Origin of the sequence: Amycolatopsis sp. FU40 (assembly GCF_021903635.1) — a bacterium.
Taxonomy (GTDB): domain Bacteria; phylum Actinomycetota; class Actinomycetes; order Mycobacteriales; family Pseudonocardiaceae; genus Amycolatopsis; species Amycolatopsis dendrobii.
In genome coordinates, this window is record NZ_CP091381.1 from 6203469 (window position 1) to 6220124 (window position 16656).

16 protein-coding genes are annotated in these 16656 nt (G+C 68.9%); 7 read left to right on the top strand and 9 right to left on the bottom strand.

Features of this window, described 5'->3' with window-relative positions; translation table 11 throughout:
- The first annotated feature begins 60 nt into the window (after window positions 1-60).
- Window positions 61-1227 (top strand): alpha/beta hydrolase, encoded by a 1167-nt coding sequence (locus L3Q65_RS29020; protein ID WP_182890013.1) that lies wholly within the window; start codon window positions 61-63, stop codon window positions 1225-1227.
- On the opposite strand, the gene L3Q65_RS29025 is transcribed toward L3Q65_RS29020, so the two are convergent.
- The 3 genes from L3Q65_RS29025 to L3Q65_RS29035 all read right to left on the bottom strand — a co-directional run bounded on the left by L3Q65_RS29025 (window position 1206) and on the right by L3Q65_RS29035 (window position 3365).
- Window positions 1206-1886, bottom strand: coding sequence for a response regulator transcription factor (locus tag L3Q65_RS29025; protein WP_182890012.1), 681 nt, complete (start codon window positions 1884-1886; stop codon window positions 1206-1208). The genes L3Q65_RS29020 and L3Q65_RS29025 overlap by 22 nt on opposite strands.
- Before the next feature lie 118 nt (window positions 1887-2004).
- Complete coding sequence (locus tag L3Q65_RS29030; RefSeq protein ID WP_182890011.1) at window positions 2005-2613, bottom strand: alpha/beta family hydrolase; 609 nt, start codon at window positions 2611-2613, stop codon at window positions 2005-2007.
- The gene (locus L3Q65_RS29035) at window positions 2610-3365 is read right to left on the bottom strand and encodes an SOS response-associated peptidase (RefSeq protein ID WP_182890010.1); all 756 of its coding nucleotides are present in this window, start codon (window positions 3363-3365) and stop codon (window positions 2610-2612) included. The genes L3Q65_RS29030 and L3Q65_RS29035 overlap by 4 nt, the downstream gene beginning before the upstream one ends.
- 63 nt (window positions 3366-3428) lie before the next feature.
- On the opposite strand from L3Q65_RS29035, the gene rsgA reads away from it, so the two are divergent.
- The 4 genes from rsgA (at window position 3429) to L3Q65_RS29055 (ending at window position 7494) form a co-directional block, all read left to right on the top strand.
- On the top strand, window positions 3429-4499 hold the full coding sequence (gene rsgA, locus L3Q65_RS29040) for a ribosome small subunit-dependent GTPase A (RefSeq protein WP_370648127.1): 1071 nt from the start codon (window positions 3429-3431) through the stop codon (window positions 4497-4499).
- Between the two features lie 72 nt (window positions 4500-4571).
- Window positions 4572-5363, top strand: coding sequence for a hypothetical protein (locus L3Q65_RS29045; RefSeq protein ID WP_237597174.1), 792 nt, complete (start codon window positions 4572-4574; stop codon window positions 5361-5363).
- 284 nt (window positions 5364-5647) lie between these two features.
- Window positions 5648-6544 carry a hypothetical protein gene (locus tag L3Q65_RS29050; protein WP_182890008.1) on the top strand — a complete coding sequence of 299 codons (897 nt, stop codon included), beginning with the start codon at window positions 5648-5650 and terminating at the stop codon, window positions 6542-6544.
- A 152-nt stretch (window positions 6545-6696) separates the two neighbouring features.
- On the top strand, window positions 6697-7494 hold the full coding sequence (locus L3Q65_RS29055) for a hypothetical protein (RefSeq protein ID WP_237597175.1): 798 nt from the start codon (window positions 6697-6699) through the stop codon (window positions 7492-7494).
- A 35-nt stretch (window positions 7495-7529) separates the two neighbouring features.
- On the opposite strand, the gene L3Q65_RS29060 is transcribed toward L3Q65_RS29055, so the two are convergent.
- Together L3Q65_RS29060 and L3Q65_RS29065 are read right to left on the bottom strand one after the other, a co-directional pair.
- Window positions 7530-8021 carry a hypothetical protein gene (locus tag L3Q65_RS29060; RefSeq protein WP_182890006.1) on the bottom strand — a complete coding sequence of 164 codons (492 nt, stop codon included), beginning with the start codon at window positions 8019-8021 and terminating at the stop codon, window positions 7530-7532.
- Entirely contained in the window at window positions 8018-9415 is a 1398-nt protein-coding gene (locus L3Q65_RS29065; protein WP_182890005.1) for a wax ester/triacylglycerol synthase family O-acyltransferase, read from the bottom strand. The genes L3Q65_RS29060 and L3Q65_RS29065 overlap by 4 nt, the downstream gene beginning before the upstream one ends.
- A gap of 34 nt (window positions 9416-9449) precedes the next feature.
- Between L3Q65_RS29065 and L3Q65_RS29070 the strand changes: the two genes are divergently transcribed.
- Entirely contained in the window at window positions 9450-10214 is a 765-nt protein-coding gene (locus tag L3Q65_RS29070) for an RNA methyltransferase (RefSeq protein WP_182890004.1), read from the top strand.
- Here L3Q65_RS29070 and L3Q65_RS29075 read toward each other — a convergent pair.
- The gene (locus tag L3Q65_RS29075) at window positions 10207-10590 is read right to left on the bottom strand and encodes an HAD-IA family hydrolase (protein ID WP_043832906.1); all 384 of its coding nucleotides are present in this window, start codon (window positions 10588-10590) and stop codon (window positions 10207-10209) included. The two genes, L3Q65_RS29070 and L3Q65_RS29075, sit on opposite strands and share 8 nt — an antisense overlap.
- A 182-nt stretch (window positions 10591-10772) precedes the next feature.
- On the opposite strand from L3Q65_RS29075, the gene L3Q65_RS29080 reads away from it, so the two are divergent.
- Window positions 10773-11252, top strand: coding sequence for an Rv3235 family protein (locus L3Q65_RS29080; protein WP_220506773.1), 480 nt, complete (start codon window positions 10773-10775; stop codon window positions 11250-11252).
- A 123-nt stretch (window positions 11253-11375) separates the two neighbouring features.
- On the opposite strand, the gene secA is transcribed toward L3Q65_RS29080, so the two are convergent.
- The 3 genes from secA to L3Q65_RS29095 form a co-directional block, all read right to left on the bottom strand.
- Window positions 11376-14294 (bottom strand): preprotein translocase subunit SecA, encoded by a 2919-nt coding sequence (gene secA, locus L3Q65_RS29085; RefSeq protein ID WP_182890002.1) that lies wholly within the window; start codon window positions 14292-14294, stop codon window positions 11376-11378.
- 262 nt (window positions 14295-14556) lie between these two features.
- Window positions 14557-15240 (bottom strand): ribosome hibernation-promoting factor, HPF/YfiA family, encoded by a 684-nt coding sequence (gene hpf, locus L3Q65_RS29090; protein WP_182890001.1) that lies wholly within the window; start codon window positions 15238-15240, stop codon window positions 14557-14559.
- 759 nt (window positions 15241-15999) lie between these two features.
- Window positions 16000-16644, bottom strand: coding sequence for a ComF family protein (locus L3Q65_RS29095; RefSeq protein WP_237597176.1), 645 nt, complete (start codon window positions 16642-16644; stop codon window positions 16000-16002).
- Window positions 16645-16656: the final 12 nt, after the last annotated feature.

Below are 16656 nucleotides of genomic sequence, written 5' to 3' on the forward strand. Positions count from 1 at the left end.
CTAGGCCGCGGCGACCCGCGAGAGTTCTGGGCCGGACCCCAAACCGTTGCGGGAGAAGAAATGTTTCGTGGATTGCTCGCGTTCGTCACCGCGTCACTGCTCGCGGGAAGCACCGTCCCGCCCGCACAATCGCTCGTCCTCGATCTGCCAGCACCGACCGGTCCGCATCAGATCGGAGTCACCGCGCTCCACCTGGTCGACCGCACCAGAACGGACCCGTGGGACGCCAAACTGGGCTTTCGAGAACTGATGACCACCGTGTTCTATCCCGCCGCTGACACTCACGGCTACCCGCTCGCCCCGCAAATGACCCCTGCCGCGGCCGGGCTGTTCTCAGCAATAGACGTCCCCTACCTGCATCCAGAGCTGCCGCGCTCAGGGGTGGATTGGGCAGCCACGATGACGCACGCGTATACCGGCGCACCCGCCGAACCGGTCCGGCGGCCAGTAGTGCTCTACAGCCCGGGCTTCGGCGACCCGCGCACGCTCGGCACCAGCGTCGCCGAAGACCTGGCCAGCCACGGCTATGTGGTGGTGACCGTCGATCACCCAGGCGAGACAAGCGAAGTCGAGCTTCCCGGCCGGATGCGCACCATCAAGGAACTGCCTGCCGATCCGCGCACCAGTCCAGCAGTCTTCCGCACGATGCTCACCACGCGCTTCGCCGACCTCCGGTTCACCCTTGACGCGCTGGAATCCCTTGCCGCGGGCCAGAATCCGGACGCGGAGAAACGCACCCTGCCGCACGATCTCGGCCGCGCCCTGGACCTTCGGCGCGTCGGGATGTACGGCCACGGAGCAGGCGGTGCGGCGGCGACCGAGGCGTTGTACGAGGACCGGCGAGTCGATGCGGCCGCCGATATGGACGGGTACCTCGACTACCTGCCGGACTCTCCCGGCCAAGACGGCGAACTGCTCCCGGTGGCCGCACACGGCGTGCATCGGGCGGTGTTGCTGCTGGGCACAGCCGGATTCCGGGACGCACGGATCACCCGGACCTGGTCCGCGCTGCTCGCCCACCGGGGCGGTTGCACCCGCTGGTCGCAGATCGACGATGCCGCGCACTGGGCACTCACCGACTTCGGCACCGAAGCTCCCCAACTGGCAGCCGCAGGGCTGATGAGCTCTCCGGACCGGAACAAACTCATCGGAACCATCGCGGATGCCGAAACCGTGGTGCGTGATCGCGTGCTGTCGTTCTTCGATCAGCACCTGCGCGTCTCGTGACGAAGATAAGCCAGAACCGCCGCGACACGATGGTGCAAGCCGGGCTCCTCTGCCAGACCGAGCTTCGCGAAAGTCGAGTTCACATGCTTCTCGATCGTCGACTCCGCCAGCCCCAAGGACTCGGCGATGCCCCGGTTGTTCCGCCCCTCGGCCATGAGCCGCAGCACGTCGAGCTCGCGGGGAGTCAGCCGGGCCAGCGGCGAAGCGGTGCCACGCGCCCGGCTGTCCACGAGGACTTCCACAACGCGCGGATCGACCACCGACCCGCCCGCGGCGACTTCGCCGAGAGCACGGACGAGTTCGTCGACGTCGCCGATCCGTTCCTTGAGCAGATAAGCCAGCCCGGAGGTGCCGTGCTGGAACAGCGCGAACGCGTACTGCTCGCTGGCGTGCTGGGACAGCACCACGACCCCGATCCCGGGATGCCCGGCTCGGACGGCGTGCGCGGCGGTGATGCCTTCGAGGTGCTGGCCGGGCGGCATCCGGATGTCCGTGACGACCGCGTCCGGACGTTCGCGTTCCACGGCGGCGAGCAGGTCCTCGCCGGTGCCGACCGTGGCGAGGACCGTGACGCGGCCAGAGTCCTCGAGAAGCTTCCGGGTGCCTTCCCGGACCAGGTAGTGATCCTCGGCGAGCACGACGCGCAGCTGATCGGTCATGAGGCGGTCTCCGAATCTGCCCGGCGGCAGTTGCCCACAGGCTCGCGAACCTGTGGATAACTCAACTCAAGGAGCACTGACCTGCGGTTTTGCCGCGCCGAACTATCCACAGCCAGCGTCACAGATGCGGCCGGACAACCCGTCCCAGCCACTCCGCGGCAGCCCGCGCCACCGCGTCCAGATCGCTGGCCAGCGTGTGGTCCCCCGCCACCACGACGATCTCGTGGTGCGGAGCCGCCGAAGGCCGCCCGAACGGGTCCCGCTCCCCCTGGATCACCAGCGCGGGCACCTCGACCGCGTCCAGCTCCGCCTGCCGCGACTTCTCCGGCTTCCCCGGCGGATGTTCCGGAAAAGCCAGGCACAGCACCGCGACCGCCTGCCCGGCCGAAGCCGTCCGGCAGGCCACCCGCGCACCGGAAGAACGACCGCCGAACACCAGCGGCAGATCGTCGAACCGGGCGGAGATCTCGTCCGCCACCGTCAGCCACGCCGTGTCCAGTTGCTTGGCCGGAGCCGGGGCCCGGCGGCCGGCCACCCGATAGGGCTGTTCCACCAGCGCCACATGCATCCCGGCCGCCTTCGCCGCCTGGGCTACCGCGACGAGATCCTTCGCCCCGATGCCGCCGCCCGCGCCGTGGCCGAGCAGCAGCACCGCGTCGCCGTCGGGCGCGCAATGCAGTTCGGCTCGCGCGAGCCCGTGTTCGGTGTCGATCTCCAGCGTGGTCATGGCAGGTCGAACAGCGAATCGACGGGCTGTTCGGTTTCCGTGCGCCGCAACAGTTCCGGGCCGTTGTTGCGGACGTTGTTCACCAGGCTCGACACCGGCCGCAGCTCCAGCGATTCCACGACCGCGGGCGACGTCGGCGCCATCAGTTCGTCCACTTCGGACCGGTCCGGGTCGAGCCAGCCCGCCCAGTTCTCGTGCGGCACGATCAGCGGCATCCGGTGGTGGACGTCGGTGAGCTGCCCCGCGGCGTCCGTCGTCAGGATCGAGAAGGTGATCAGCGGTTCGGCGTCCTTGTCGTCCTTCGGCCGCCAGCTTTCCCAGATTCCGCCGAAGGCGAGCGATTTCCCGGAGGGATCCGTCATGTAGAACGGCTCCTTCTCCTTGCCGGTGCGCCGCCACTCGAACCAGCCGTCGGCGGGAACCAGGCAGCGCCGCGACGCCAGCGCACGTTTGAACGCGGGCTTCTCCTTCGCGGTTTCCGCACGGGTGTTGATCATCCGCGACCCGGCCGAAGGATCCTTGGCCCAGAACGGAACCAGGCCCCACCGCATGATCCGCAGCGAGCGCTCCGCCGGCTCGTCTTCCAGCACGAGCCCGTCGGCGTCGCGGGGATGCCGCTGCACCACGGTCACGACGTTCTTGGTCGGCGCGACGTTGTGGTCCACTCGCGCCCGGCCCTCGGTCAGGTCGACCGCGGCGAACTCCTCGACCAGCTTCGCCGGGTCTTTCGTCGCGGCGTAACGGCCGCACATGCCAACCTCCTCGGGGTGCCTCGCGGCCATCGTCGCACGCAAACCGGGCCCGGCGCGACTGGCATGGGATCATTCGACCAGGCAAAGGGCGACCGGGAGGACGTGGGCGGCTTGGGGCGAGGCGACTGGAGGCGGCTGGACGAATCCGACGTGCGGGTGCGTCCCGGCAAGGGCACCAGGCCACGCAGCAAGCGCAGGCCCGAGCACGCCGACGCGGTCACCGCGATGGTGATCGGCAAGGACCGCGGCCGCTGGACGTGCGCGGTCGACGCCGATCCGGATCGCGTCGTGATGGCCATGCGCGCCCGCGAAATGGGCCGCGTTTCAGTGGTCGTCGGGGATATGGTCGCGCTGGTCGGCGACGTGTCCGGCCGGCCGGACACCCTCGCCAGGATCGTCCGCGTCGACGAGCGCGCCAGCGTGCTGCGCCGCACCGCCGACGACACCGACCCGTACGAACGCGTGGTCGTCGCCAACGCCGCGCAACTGCTGATCGTCACCTCGCTCGCCGACCCCCTTCCCCGGCCCGGATTCATCGACCGCTGCCTCGTCGCGTGCTACGCCGGCGGCCTGGAACCCGTGCTGTGCCTGACGAAAGCCGACCTCGCCAGCCCGGATTCGCTGCTCGCCGGATACGCGGGCCTCGACGTCCCGGCCATCGTCACCCGGCACGACGAGGAACCCGAGGGCCTGCGCGAACGCCTCGCCGGCCGGATCACCGCCCTCGTCGGGCACTCCGGAGTCGGCAAGTCGACATTGGTCAACCGCCTGGTGCCCGCCGCCGAACTCGCGACCGGCGACGTCAGCTCGGTCGGCAAAGGACGGCACACCTCGGTCGCCGCGGTGGCGCTGCCGCTGGCGGACGGCGGCTGGGTGGTCGACACCCCCGGCGTCCGATCGTTCGGGCTCGCGCACGTGACCGCGGACGACATCGTCAACGCCTTCGAGGAGTTCGCCGAGGCCGCCGAGGAATGCCCGCCCAATTGCGGCCACCTCGGCCCGCCCGAGGACCCGGACTGCGCGCTGGACGACGTGGTCGCCGACGGAAACGCCGGAGCCGAGCGGCTCGCGTCGCTGCGCAGGCTCCTGGTGTCGCGCTCGGGCGGCGGCGGGGACATCCGCACCGAATCGTGACCTGAACGGCGTAACCCCTGGCCGCGGCTGGCGATACGGAGTGCGACAGCATCGAAGTCCAGGGGGAACTGAATGCGGCTCCGCGTTGGTGCCGCGGCCGTTTGCGCCGCGCTCGCGCTGGCTGGGTGCGGCGCGCCCGCGTCATCGGCGGCGAGCCCGTTCACCGATCTCGGGTCGCTCGCCGCGGCTGTCCGCCAGAGCCTCGGAAAGACCGGCACGGTGCGGCTGATCATGTCCTCGAAGAGCGGCAAAGGATCGGCCGACGTCGAGGTCGGCCTTCTCTACAACGGCCCGCACACCGCCGTCGACCTGCGCCTCTCCAACGACAGCGAAGTACGCATGGCCGGGGAGACGCTGTTCTTCAAGCCGCCCAGCGCACAGTCCGATTCCGCTCGCCGGTGGATCCGGTTCTTCCCGCTCGCCGCCGACATGTACTCCAAAGCGTTCTGGACGCTTGCGAAGCAAACCGCCGAACAGACCGACCCGCTGCGCACCGTCGACCAACTCGTCCAAGCCGGCGAACTGACCGGGTCCGAGCAGATCGAACTCGACGGCCGCAAGCTCACGCACTACCGCGTGCAGCTGGATTTCGAGCGTGTCTCGAACCATCTGATCGGCTTCATCGCCGACGAATCGCAGTACCGGATCCGGACGCGCTTGGCCGGAAAGGGGGTCCGGATCCCGCTGGACCTTTGGCTGGACGATTACCAGCGACCGGTCAAGGTCGTCCTGGACCAGCGGCCGATGGCCCGGTTCGACCCCGACGAGACCGGCTCCGTGCTGACCGTCCAGTACCGCCGCTGGGGCACTCCGGTCGACGTCGCGGCACCGGCTGCGGATCTGGTGGACGACATGGGCGGATAAGATACGGTGCCGGTCATTGCCAATCCGACCACAGTCACGGCCTACTGGCTTCGCAGCAACGGTTACCGGCCGCGCGGGGGGGGGGCGGCCTGCTTTTGGCCGGATTGGCAAACCGGAAGAAACCTCTCCGGCGGAGGGAACCTTTTCCCGCCGGACGGCGTCACAGAAGCAACCTCGCGGAGTCACCCCGCCAGTGGCCCGCGCGCCGGACCGCAAAGACGCGGCCCCAAGGCCGGCCGGCGACAACGCAGGTGAAAGACCGATTCCTTCCTAGGGGGAGAACCATGCGCAAGACCACGACGTTCGCTGTCGCCGCCGGTGCGGCGCTGGCGCTGGTGCTGACGGGCTGCGGCTCGAGCGCCGAGAACGGCACCGCGTCCCCGGCCGGGCAGTCCAAGGACGGCGGGTCCGGCCTGGCGTCGCCGTTCAGCGACGCGCTGAAGCTGGCCGACGCGGCCAAGCAGGGCACGGAGAAGGCCAAGTCGGCGAAGATGACGATGGAAATGATGGGCCAGAAGGCCGAAGGCTCGATGCGCTTCGACGGCGAGAACTCGTCCATGACCATGACGATGGACAGCCCGCAGGGCCCCACCGAAATGCGCTACGTGGACAAGACCCTCTACATGAAGGTCCCCGCCTCGCAGTCCAAGCAGTTCGGCAGCGACAAGCCGTGGCTGAAGATCTCGCCGGACGCCACCGACCCGATGTCGCAGTCGTTCAGCAAGATGATGTCGCAGTCGACCCAGCAGAGCGACCCGACCCAGATTCTCGACCAGGTCTCGAAGGCGGGCCGGATCGTCTCGGCCGATCAGGTCGACCTGAACGGCGAGAAGGTCAACCACTACAAGGTCGAGCTGGATGTCAGCAAGTCCATGGAGACCTACGCCAAGGGCATGCCCGAAGAAGTGAAGACCCAGATGAAGAAGATGCTCGACGGCAAGAGCATCCAGATCCCGGCCGAAATCTGGATCGACAAGGACCAGCTCCCGGTGCAGATCACCATGGACCAGACGGAGATGATGAAGCAGCTCGGCGCCTCGACCGGTTCGCCGGCGGCGGCCGCGGCAGGCGGCAAGATCGACGTCAAGTACAGCGACTGGGGCAAGCCGGTCGACGTGACCGCGCCGCCCGCCGACCAGGTCACCGACTTCGGCGAGCTGATGAAGAAGATGGGGCGCTGATCCCCGCCGCTTTTCGCGGGCCCCGAGCCGCTCCGGCTCGGGGCCCGTTTTTTGTGCGCTACTGCCGGTAGCACACGTTCCCCCGAACGGGGCGGACCCGCCCGTTGTGCTTGGCTTGAGGCACTTTACGGCCGGTCAGAGAGGGTTTTCGGATGCGCAGGACGGCCGTGGCGGGTGTCGCCGCGCTGCTGGCAATCGTCTCGGCGGGTTGTTCCAGCGCCCCGGAACCGCAGCGCTTCACCGACGCCCGTGCGCTCGCGGACGCCGCCTCGGCCGCGACTTTGGCCGGGCACACCGCGAAGTTCACCGCTGACGTCACCACCGGCACCCTCGTGTCCCACGGGCAGGGCCAGGCGAAATTCGACCCCGCCGGGACGTCGCTGTCGATGACGACGGACTACGTCGGCGAGCCGCTCGAGCTGCGCCTGGTGGACAAGACGCTGTACGCGAAGGTCCCGGAAAGCGCGCGTGACCAGGTCAGCGACCACAAAACGTGGGTGAAGGTGTCCCCGGACGGCACCGACCCGCTCTCGCAGGTGCTGGGCGGCAGCCTGGCCCAGCTGGCCGAGCAGAACGACCCAGCGCGCACCCTGGCGCAGGTCCGCACGGCGGGAACCGTGGCGTCCAGCGAGGAAACCACCCTCGACGGAGCCTCGGCCGAGCACTATCACCTGACCGTCGACCTGGCGAAACTCGGCTCCCAGCTGCCCGGCGGCCTCCCGGCCGAAGCACTGACCCGGCTCGGCGACCGCGGCAAGACGGTGCCGTTCGACCTCTGGCTGGATCAGCAGCACCGGCCGATGCAGCTGGTCCTGGACCTGACGCCGGTCATGCAGGCCACCGGCCAGACCGGCGTCGCCACGGTCAAGGCGCGCTACACGGACTGGAACTCCCCGGTCACCGTCAACGCCCCTGCCCCGGCGGAGATCGGCGTCCTCACCGGCGGCTGACCGCACCCGCGGCTTGGCCATGCCGTGGAGGATCGCTAAAGCAGCTCGAGCAGGAAGGGCAGCTCCTGCAGCGCGTACCAGGCCAGCTCGTGGTCCTCGGCGTCGCCGAGGGTGAACTCGGCGTCCTCGTCGCCAAGGTCAGCGGCGTCGATCACCGCCGCCGCGGCGGCCACCGCGTCCTCCGCCTCGGCCGAGTCTACGTGGATCGCCGCGATCTGGGACTTCGGCACCGGACCGGCAAGGCGCACGACGGCCGCGTCCAGGTCCGGCCGCAGCGTCGCGTCGTCGACGTCCACCGAGACCACGGCGCGCCGCGGCTCGGCCTTTTCCTCAGCCGCGATCAGGCGCAGCGAAGCACGGGCCGCGTCCAGTAAAGCCGCGTATTCCAGCTCCTCGTCGGACCCGCTCGCATACGCCTCGCGCAGAGCGGGCGTCAGCGCGAAACCGGTGCCGCTGCGAGCGCGGAACTCGCCATTGGCCTCCAGGTCGCGCAGCATCGCGATCGTCGCAGGCAGATAAACCCTCACCAGTGCGCACCCTTCAGCTCTTCCAGTGCTTCTTCGATCATCCCGCCGAGCAGCCCGACGTCGAACGCGGCCTTGCGGTCGCCGTTGAGTCCGAAGTAGACACCGCCGTGGTAGGAGGTGACCCCGATCGCCAGCGCCTGCGTGCGCATCAGCGGCATCACCGGGAACATCTCCACCAGTCTCGCCTCTCCGGCGTACATCGGCACCTGCGGGCCAGGCGAATTCGTGATCATCAGGTTGAAAATCCGCCCGGACAGCGATCCGCCTGCCCGCGCGCCGAGCGAATGCAGCGTCGCCGGCGCGAACCCGCTCACCTTCAGCAACCCGCGCGCGGCCACCGATCTTCCCGAATTCAGGTGCTCGGCCATCGCGTGGCCGATGTGCTGCAGCCGCAGCACCGCGCTCGGCTCGCCGACCGGCAGGTCGACCAGGTACGCCGCGACCTCGTTGCCGACCAGCGCGGGCGTCGCGAACTCGGCGGTTTCGGCGTCGGTGACCGCCATCGGCACGAGCGCGCGCACGGTCTCGGTCGGCGTGAGGTTCTCCCCGCGCGACAGCAGCCATTCCCGCAGCGCACCGGTGATCGCGGCGAGGATGACGTCGTTGACCGTGCCGCCGTGGTCCGCGCGGATCTTGCGGAAATCCTCCAGCCGCGTGCGCACGACCGAGAACACCCGGCCGCCGGACACCCGCACGTTCAACGGACCGGGCGGAGCGGGCCGCGTGATCGTCGCCGCGACGCCACCGAGCGTCTCGACGGCCTTGCTCACCGTGGTCACCGCGTCGCCCGCGATGGAGCGCACGTTTTCGATCAGCTCGCCGGGGCGTTGCACGGTCTCGCTCATCGCGTCGAGAACCAGTTGCGCACGGCTCGGCTCGCGCCGCGGCGCCCACATGTCCTCGAACGGCTCGGGCGGTTCCGGAGTCTCGTCGAGGATGAGCTGGCCGAGGTCGATCGTGCCGACACCGTCCACAACGGACTGGTGCGTTTTCGTCACCATCGCGACCCGGTCGCCTGCCAGCCCCTCGACGAAATACGCCTCCCACAACGGGCGTTCCGGTGCCAGCCGCCGCGACATGAGCCGCGCGACCAGGTCGAACAACTGCTCGTCGCTGCCCGGCTGGGGCAGCGCGGAGCGGCGGACGTGGTAGTTCAGGTCGAAGTCGGCGTCGTCCACCCACACCGGGCGCGCGAGGTGCCCCGGCACGCCGAGCACGCGCTGCCGGTAGCGGGGCAGGAACGCCAGCCGCGCGCCGACGAGGTCGAGCACCTGCTCGTAGGTGAACCCGGACGACGGCCGTTCGAAGATCGCCACGCCCCCGACGTGCATCGGCGTCGTCTGGTCCTCGACGTACAGGAACGAGGCGTCCAGCGCGGACAGGCGGTCGGGCATGAGCCGATCCTTACACAATGCGAGACTGGCCGGTGTGGGTGATGAGCTGGCGGGTTCGCCGAAAGACCGCTTCCTGACCGTATACGGGCGCAAGCCCGTGCTGGAGGCGCTGGGCGATCCGGACCTGCGCGTGGACAAGGTGATCCTCGCCGACACCGCGCGCGGCCCCGCCGCCGCGGAGATCCAGCGCGCCGCGAAAGCCGCCGGGGTGCCGGTGCAGCGCGCGAGCGCACACCGGGTGAAAGTGCTGGCCGGCAACGGAAAACAAGACCAAGGCGTACTGGCCGACGTCGTCGCGCCGCGGATGCGCGCCCTCGCCGCGGCCCTGGACGACCGCCGCCCGCCTGCCCGGCTGCTGCTCCTGGACGGCATCACCACGCCGGCCAACGTCGGGATGATCCTGCGCACCGCGACGGCCGCCGGCTTGTCGGGCGTGATCGTGCCGCGCCGGGGCGTCGCCGCGCTGGATCCGATGGTGGTGAAATCCTCGGCGGGCGTTGCCTTCCGGGCACCGGTACTGCGCTGCGGATCGGCACGCGAGGCGGCGGAAATGCTGGTGGAAGCCGGATACAGCCTGTTCGCGCTCGGTGCCTCAGCGTCGACGTCGGTGTTCGACGTCGAGCTGCCGCAGCGTTCGGCGTTCGTGCTGGGCGGCGAGACCGAAGGTGTCGGCGAGGCTGTCGCCGAGTTGGTGACGGAGTGGGTGTCGATCCCGATGCCCGGAGACGTCGAATCACTCAACGTCTCCGCCGCGGCTGCCGTGCTGTCGTTCGAATTGGTGCGACGCGGGGTCAGCTGAACAAGGCCGCCAGCTCGTCGAGAGTTTCGGCGATGCTGCGGTGATGCACGCCGACCATGCCCGCGGCCACTGCCCCGCGCACGTTGCGCTCGGCGTCGTCCACGAACACACACCTCGGCGCGGCCAGCCCGATCCGCTCGGCCGCGACGAGGTAGATCTCGCGGTTCGGCTTGGCCACACCGACCTCGCCGGAGAAGACGAGCGCGTCAAAGTATTGCGCCAGCTCAGTTTTCACCCCCGGGGCGGCTCCGGGCGCGTTCGAGACGAGCGCGGTGCGAGTGCCGTTCGCGCGAGCGTCGCGGAGGTATTCGTAGAGAAGCGCGGCGTCCGGGTCGGTTAGCACTCCGGCGTAGTCGACGAGCAAGCCTTTCAGCACTTCGCCAGCCTATCTGCTTGTTTGGGGCGGCAAGGCGGCGCGAAGCTCCCTTTAGCGCATCGGCCACATCCCGTCTGCGCCAATCTGCCCTTTTCGCCGGATCAGGCACTCAACGTCCCATCCTCCTGCTCCAGGACGCACTAACCCGCGGGTGGACGTCCATGTTTCGGGGAGGGAACTCAATGACGAACCACAGCCTCCGGCCGCTGGCCGCTGTTCCGGAGGTCAACGGCCGACGTGTGCATCGCCGCAGCCGGTGGCCGTCGCCGGATGACCTGCCGCCCGCTGGGCATCGGTTGGTGCGGCTGACTGACCCGCCTACCGGGCAGCGACTCACTCAGCGACTCAACGCCATCCTCGAAGTCCTCGCCGGGCGGCGGGCGGCCGGGCAGATCCGTCCGCTCGTGGACGAGGCGTTGTTTTCCCGGCTCAGCAGCCAAGGGTTGCTGCCGGGCATCCGCCACCACGTCGCCGGGGACCTGCGGATCTGCCGTCCGGCGGAGACCGTGCTCGAGACCAGCACGATCATCCATTCCGGGCCTCGGGTGCTGGCGCTGGCGGCGCGGTTCGAGCGGACGCGGACGGGGTGGGTGTGCACGCGGTTTCACGTGCTCGCACCGCACGTCGAGATCGCGCAGTCCGGCCGGCACTCAGTGGCCTGAATCTGGCTGGGACGCGCGTCCTAAAAGCTAGGACACCAGGTCCGTTATGGAGCCAAAAAGAACGGCAGCACGAGTGTTCTCGTGCTGCCGTTCTCGATCAAGCACAGTCCATAGTGGACAGCGTCAGCGACGCGGGCCCTTCTTGCCCTTCTTCGCCTGCGCCCGCTCAGCAGCCCGTCGTTCGCGGCGGGTGCCGCCCGCGGCTCCGGAGTCCGAGTCGTTCGCACTGTCCGAATGGGACTCGACGCCGCCGCCCTCGGAGGGGCCGGACATGGTCAGTCCGGATTGGACACCGCCGCCGAGTCCCTTGCCGCGCAAGGCGGACGGGACCGAATCGGAGTCGGTGGCCGGGGGCTGCGGCGGGGCCGGACGGGCGTGCTTGCCCTCGTCCTCGCTCTGGTTGCCGAAGGCGCCCGCGGCCGCGGCGGTAGCGGAGGTGACGCCGCCGGGAAGCGCCGACGGTTCCGGCTGCTGCACGGTTTCCGGCTCGGCGCGCTCGACCTGGAGGTTGAACAGGAAGCCGACGGCTTCCTCCTTCAGCGAGTCGAGCATCGCGCGGAACATGTCGAAGCCCTCGCGCTGGTACTCGATCAGCGGGTCGCGCTGCGCGAGCGCCCGCATGCCGATGCCCTCCTTGAGATAGTCCATCTCGTAGAGGTGCTCGCGCCACTTGCGGTCCAGCACGGTGAGCATGACCTGGCGCTCGAGGCGGCGCATCGAGCCTTCCTCGCCGACCAGTTCGTCGATCTCGGCCTCGCGCTTGGCGTACGCGTCGAGCGCGTCGTCGACCAGCGCCTGACTGAGCGATTCCGCGTCGAGGTCGCCGTCCTCGATCAGGTCGTCCCAGTCGAGGCTCACCGGGTACAGCGTCTTCAACGCGGTCCACAGCTGCTCGTGGTCCCAGTCCTCGGCGTAACCCTGGGAGGTCGCGCCCGAGACGTACGCCTTCACCACGTCGATGATCATGTGCTCGATCTGCTCGCGCAGGTCCTCGCCCTCGAGCACGCGGTGCCGCTCGGCGTAGATCACCTTGCGCTGCTCGTTCATGACCTCGTCGTACTTGAGGACGTTCTTGCGGGTCTCCATGTTGAGCTGCTCGACCTGGGTCTGCGCGCTCTTGATCGCCTTGGAGACCATCTTGTGCTCGATCGGCACGTCGTCCGGCAGCCGCATGGTGGTCATGATGCGTTCGACCAGCACCGCGTTGAACCGGCGCATCAGGTCGTCGCCCAGCGACAGATAGAACCGCGATTCGCCGGGGTCGCCCTGTCGTCCGGAACGACCGCGCAGCTGGTTGTCGATGCGCCGCGACTCGTGCCGCTCGGTGCCGAGCACGTAGAGCCCGCCCGCCTCGCGGACCTCGTCGGCCTCGGCGCGCGCCTCTTCCTTGATCTCCTCGAGCACCTTCGGCCACGCGGCCTCGTACTCCTCGGAGTTCTCGACCGGGTCGAGCCCGCGCTCGCGCAGCACCTCGTCGGCGATGATGTCCGGGTTGCCGCCGAGCACGATGTCGGTACCGCGGCCCGCCATGTTCGTGGCGACGGTGACCGCGCCCTTCCGGCCGGCGCGCGCGACGATCAGCGCTTCCTTGTTGTGGTACTTCGCGTTCAGCACCTCGTGCGGCACGCCCAGCTTGAGCAGCAGCTTCGACAGGTGCTCGGACTTCTCCACGCTCGTGGTGCCGACCAGCACCGGCTGGCCCTTTTCGTGCCGTTCGGCGATGTCCTCGGCGACGGCCTCGAACTTGGCCTGCTCGTTCTTGTAGATCAGGTCGGCGCGGTCCGCGCGGACCATCGGCCGGTTCGTCGGGATCGGCACCACGCCGAGCTTGTAGGTCTGGTGGAACTCGGCCGCCTCGGTCTCGGCGGTACCGGTCATGCCGGACAGCTTCTTGTAGAGCCGGAAGTAGTTCTGCAGCGTGATCGTGGCGAGCGTCTGGTTCTCCGCCTTGATCTCGACGCCTTCCTTGGCCTCGATCGCCTGGTGCATGCCCTCGTTGTAACGGCGGCCCACCAGGATGCGCCCGGTGAACTCGTCGACGATCATGACCTCGCCGTCGCGGACGATGTAGTCCTTGTCCTTGTGGTAGAGCTCCTTGACCTTCAAGGCGTTGTTCAAGTAGCCGACCAGCGGGGTGTTCGCCGCCTCGTAGAGGTTCTCGATGCCGAGCTGGTCCTCGACGAACCGGACGCCCTTCTCGGTGACCGCCACGGTGCGCTTCCGGACGTCGGTCTCGTAGTGGTACTTCGAGTTGATCAGGTTGGCCTTCTCGACCCGTTCGCGCGTGCCCATCGTGGTGGTGTCGATGCCCTGCATCAGCGGCGCGAGCCGGGCGAACTCGACGTACCACCGCGACGACTGGTCCGCGGGGCCCGAGATGATCAGCGGGGTGCGCGCCTCGTCGATGAGGATCGAGTCGACCTCGTCGACGATCGCGAAGTTGTGCCCGCGCTGCACGCATTCGTCGAGCGACCAGGTCATGTTGTCGCGCAGGTAGTCGAAGCCGAACTCGTTGTTCGTGCCGTAGGTGACGTCGGCGTTGTAGTGCTTGCGCCGCTCCTGCGGGTCCTGCTCGGCGACGATCACGCCGACCTCGAGACCGAGGAAGCGGTGGATGCGGCCCATCCACTCGGCGTCGCGCTTGGCGAGGTAGTCGTTGGTGGTGACGACGTGCACGCCGTCCCCCGGGATGGCGTTCAGGTAAGCCGCGAGGACACAGGTCAGCGTCTTGCCCTCGCCGGTCTTCATCTCGGCGACCTGGCCGAGGTGCAGTGCGGCCCCGCCCATGAGCTGGACGTCGTACGGCCGCTGGCCGAGCACCCGGTGCGCGGCTTCCCTGGCGACGGCGAACGCCTCCGGCAGCAGCTCGTCCAGGGATTCGCCCTTGCCGTACCGCTCGCGGAACTCGTCGGTCTTGGCCCGCAGTTCGGCGTCCGACAGGTCCTTCACGTCGTCTTCGAGGGTGTTGATGTGATCGGCGATGTTGCGCAGCCGCTTCACCATCTTGCCCTCGCCCGCGCGGAGCAGGCGGTTCAGCACCATCCGGTCGACCTCACTAGCTGATCATGATCGCGCCCAGGCCGTTCCCGGGCAGTAAATCGCCACGGCTGGCGCCCGTGTGCGCCGCCGCCGTCTCCCCCATCGTAGGGAACGCGGGCTGGTCCGCGCACGCACGTCGTCGCAGAAGGTCACGGAAGGTTTGCACAGGTCCCGACGAAGGTCGTGCCGCGGGTCGTGCTCCGGGCACGCGGACGGCCCGCACGCGTTCGCGTGCGGGCCGCCGGTGCTGTTGTCCCGGACTGGATCAGCCCAGCCGGATCACGCCGTAGTCGAAGCCCTTTCGCCGGTAGACGACACTCGGCCGGCCGGCCTCGGAGTCGTTGAACAGGTAGAAGTCGTGGCCGACCAGCTCCATCTCGTAGAGAGCCTGGTCCACCGTCATGGGGTCCGCGGCGTGTTGCTTCTCGCGGACGACGCGGCCGGGCTGATGGCCCAGGTCCTCGTCTTCCCATCGCCCCTGCCGGGGAATGTCGCCCGCACTCGTCGCCGCGAAACCGTTCACCATGGGTTCGGTCGCGTCGGGTGCGTCCAGTACGGCCGTGCCCATGGCGGGCCCGGCGACGGCATCGGATCCGCCGACCATCGACGTCGCCTCGGCGACCGATTCAGGACGGCTGCGTCCGTAATGCACGCGCCTGCGGTCGTGTGTCCGCCGGAGCCGGTTTTCCAGCTTGGTGACGGCGGAGTCGAGCGCTGCGTAGAAGTCGGCTGCGCTCGCTTCCGCGCGAACAGCCGGACCGCGGCCCTTCCCGGTGATCTCGACGCGCTGGCAGCTCTTGGCCTGCCTGCGGTTGGGCTCGTGGAAGAGCTCCACGTCGTAGCGGATGACCTTCTTGTCGTAGCGCTCAAGGCGGGCCAGCTTTTCGCTGACAAGCGCCCGGTAATGCTCGGGCACCTCCACGTTGCGGCCCTTAACGACGATGTCCATACACGACCTCCCTCGCTGAGGAAACTGCGAGCTGTTGTGTTCTCACGGCACCGGTACTGAACGGCTACTGCACGGGTTCGGCGGGCTGATAAAGAATTCGCGACCGGATCACGACGTCTCGTGGCGGTAGCGCGAACGCGGACTCAGCGGGCCGCCGGCGCCAGGGACATGGGCTGCACACCTCCCTGCCTGCGGGTTTTGCTGATAGCGGAGCACGTTAGCTTCATCACGCCGTCCGCAACAGCCCCCGAGCCGGGGGATGTCACGATCCGGGAACTCGTCACGCGGCGCAGTGAATCATGCGTGCGCAGCCCGGAACCGCCGCTCGGAAGGCCGAGCGCGCGTGCCCAAGTTTCACGCGGACGGCGCAACAAAGCGGCACCTCGGACGCCGAGGGTGACCGGCCCCTTCGGCACAGCCGCCACCTCGGTGGACTGCCCCGGTGCGGGGGTGATTCCGGCCCTGACCCTCATGCCCGGACAACGGGCGGCGAGGGCAGGAGGTTCCCTCTTGACATCACTCGTGTAGGTGACACCTGGCGGTAGTGGTCGTTCGAACGCGAGTTGCCTCCCTGGCGAGAAAGCGGGCGGAAGTTTTCGGGCGGACCGTTTTTGGAATCGTTCCGTTGTGGACAGGCGCGGAGCGGACGATCGGTTTCCGCGCAACCGGATTTCGGTTTCCGGGCTCGCGGGACTCGGTGCGCGGCGGATTCGCGGCGGCCAGGACGCGTTCGGGTTTCGGACGTGGGACAGGCTCCTTTCAGACTGTCGCCAGCAGGGCGAGTACCGCCACCACCGGCACGCCCGCGTTTTTCAACGCCGTGACGCAAGCGGCGGACGTGGCGCCTGTGGTGATCACGTCGTCCACCACCACGACCCGGGCACCTGGCGGCGGACGGCCTGCCGCGGCGAACCGCAGCCGCCCCTCCAGATTGGCCATCCGTTCCGCCCGGCTCAGCCCGACCGCGTCCCGTCCGCCCTTCAGCACCAGGGCAGGCGCGACATACGCCCCCGTCAGCCGGGCGGCTTCCGAAGCGATCCGCTGGACGTGTGGACCTCCACGCACCCGCGAAGCGACCCACCGGCTCGGCGCCGGAACGAGACACCACGGACTCGCGCGAGGACCGCCAGAAGGCAACGCCATCAGCCCAGCCGCCAGCACGCGGCCCAAAAACGGGGCCACATCCCGACGGCGACGTTCCTTGCAGGCGATCAAGGTCCGCTTGGCGACACCCGCGTAGCGAGCCAGGGCATAGGCGGGAACCAAGGCCGCCAGCGGCGCGCGAAACACCGCAGTGGGGGACCCCCACGTCGTGGCGCATCCGGCGCACACGGCCGCGCCGCGGGTCTCACAGCCCGCGCAGTAGGTGGGCAGAAGCAGGTTCAGGAGCAGTCTCAGCAACATGACTCCGAGTGT

Excerpts from the sequence above, each read along its gene's own strand:
- L3Q65_RS29020 (WP_182890013.1), top strand. The coding sequence starts at position 61 with ATGTTTCGTGGATTGCTCGCGTTCGTCACCGCGTCACTGCTCGCGGGA.
- L3Q65_RS29025 (WP_182890012.1), bottom strand. The coding sequence starts at position 1,886 with ATGACCGATCAGCTGCGCGTCGTGCTCGCCGAGGATCACTACCTGGTC.
- L3Q65_RS29030 (WP_182890011.1), bottom strand. The coding sequence starts at position 2,613 with ATGACCACGCTGGAGATCGACACCGAACACGGGCTCGCGCGAGCCGAA.
- L3Q65_RS29035 (WP_182890010.1), bottom strand. The coding sequence starts at position 3,365 with ATGTGCGGCCGTTACGCCGCGACGAAAGACCCGGCGAAGCTGGTCGAG.
- rsgA (WP_370648127.1), top strand. The coding sequence starts at position 3,429 with ATGGGATCATTCGACCAGGCAAAGGGCGACCGGGAGGACGTGGGCGGC.
- L3Q65_RS29045 (WP_237597174.1), top strand. The coding sequence starts at position 4,572 with ATGCGGCTCCGCGTTGGTGCCGCGGCCGTTTGCGCCGCGCTCGCGCTG.
- L3Q65_RS29050 (WP_182890008.1), top strand. The coding sequence starts at position 5,648 with ATGCGCAAGACCACGACGTTCGCTGTCGCCGCCGGTGCGGCGCTGGCG.
- L3Q65_RS29055 (WP_237597175.1), top strand. The coding sequence starts at position 6,697 with ATGCGCAGGACGGCCGTGGCGGGTGTCGCCGCGCTGCTGGCAATCGTC.
- L3Q65_RS29065 (WP_182890005.1), bottom strand. The coding sequence starts at position 9,415 with ATGCCCGACCGCCTGTCCGCGCTGGACGCCTCGTTCCTGTACGTCGAG.
- L3Q65_RS29080 (WP_220506773.1), top strand. The coding sequence starts at position 10,773 with ATGACGAACCACAGCCTCCGGCCGCTGGCCGCTGTTCCGGAGGTCAAC.
- secA (WP_182890002.1), bottom strand. The coding sequence starts at position 14,294 with ATGGTGCTGAACCGCCTGCTCCGCGCGGGCGAGGGCAAGATGGTGAAG.
- hpf (WP_182890001.1), bottom strand. The coding sequence starts at position 15,240 with ATGGACATCGTCGTTAAGGGCCGCAACGTGGAGGTGCCCGAGCATTAC.
- L3Q65_RS29095 (WP_237597176.1), bottom strand. The coding sequence starts at position 16,644 with ATGTTGCTGAGACTGCTCCTGAACCTGCTTCTGCCCACCTACTGCGCG.